This window comes from Pseudomonas sp. PsB (assembly GCF_043658375.1).
Classification (GTDB): domain Bacteria; phylum Pseudomonadota; class Gammaproteobacteria; order Pseudomonadales; family Pseudomonadaceae; genus Aquipseudomonas; species Aquipseudomonas putida_Z.
Map to the genome: position 1 here is coordinate 1 of NZ_JBIGLU010000094.1, position 866 is coordinate 866.

The 866-nt window shown below is 56.0% G+C and carries 1 protein-coding gene; it reads right to left on the bottom strand.

Going from position 1 to position 866, the window contains the following annotated elements:
- Positions 1-737 (bottom strand): transposase (locus ACGLHT_RS29995; protein ID WP_394520769.1); only part of this gene is annotated, 737 nt, incomplete at its 3' end.
- Between the last annotated feature and the right edge of the window lie 129 nt (positions 738-866).

Consider the following 866-nt stretch of genomic DNA (forward strand, 5'->3'; position numbering starts at 1 on the left):
CTTTCCAGCAGCCGATCACGCATCAGGTTCAACAGCGGCTGGAAGTATTTACTGCACTGGATCACCCAACGCGCCAGGGTTTGTCGTGGAACCTCGATGCCGTGGCGGGACAGCACACTTTCAAACCTGTGTAGCGGCAAGCCATCGACGTACTTGGTCGTCAGCAGCATGGCCAGCACGCTTGGGCTGGCCATGCTTTTTTCGATTAACTGGGCGGGCTTGTCAGCAGTGACAGGAGCAGTCTCGCAACCACGGCAGCCATAGATCTTGCGCACGTGTTTGAGTACGCGGATCTGCATCGGCACGATATCGAGCTGCTCGCTGGTTTCTTCGCCGATGACATGCTTACGGCAACCGCAGGCGCAGGTCAGTTCGTGTTCGGGCAACTCATGGATAACTTCGATACGTGGCAGATTAGCCGCCAGTGGCTTGCGCTTGCCACGGCGCTTGACCGGGAAAACGACTTCTTCATCGGCATCATCGACTACAGCCAGCAGAGGGTCATTTTCCGCTTCATCGAACATGGCCAGTTGCGGCGTTTTGGGATCGACGGTTTGCTCGGACTTGCGGCCAAAGAAACGGTCACGCCATAACTTGATTTGCTCTTTCAGATCGTCAATTTGGACGATGTGGGCCTGATTGACTTCCTGCTCGCGCAAACGGGCAGCATAGCTCTCGAGCAATAATTGCTTGAGCAGGGCAGGATCGTCTGGAAGATTGTCGGGCACGGAAATCATGCCGCGGATTATACCGGGTCAGGCGACGTAGCGCGGAGTCAAAACCTGATGGGGACGGTTGCGCCAAAGGTCGAAACCGTCGAGCAGCCAATTGAGTTCTTGGACGGTCAGGACAATCGCTTCGTCGCT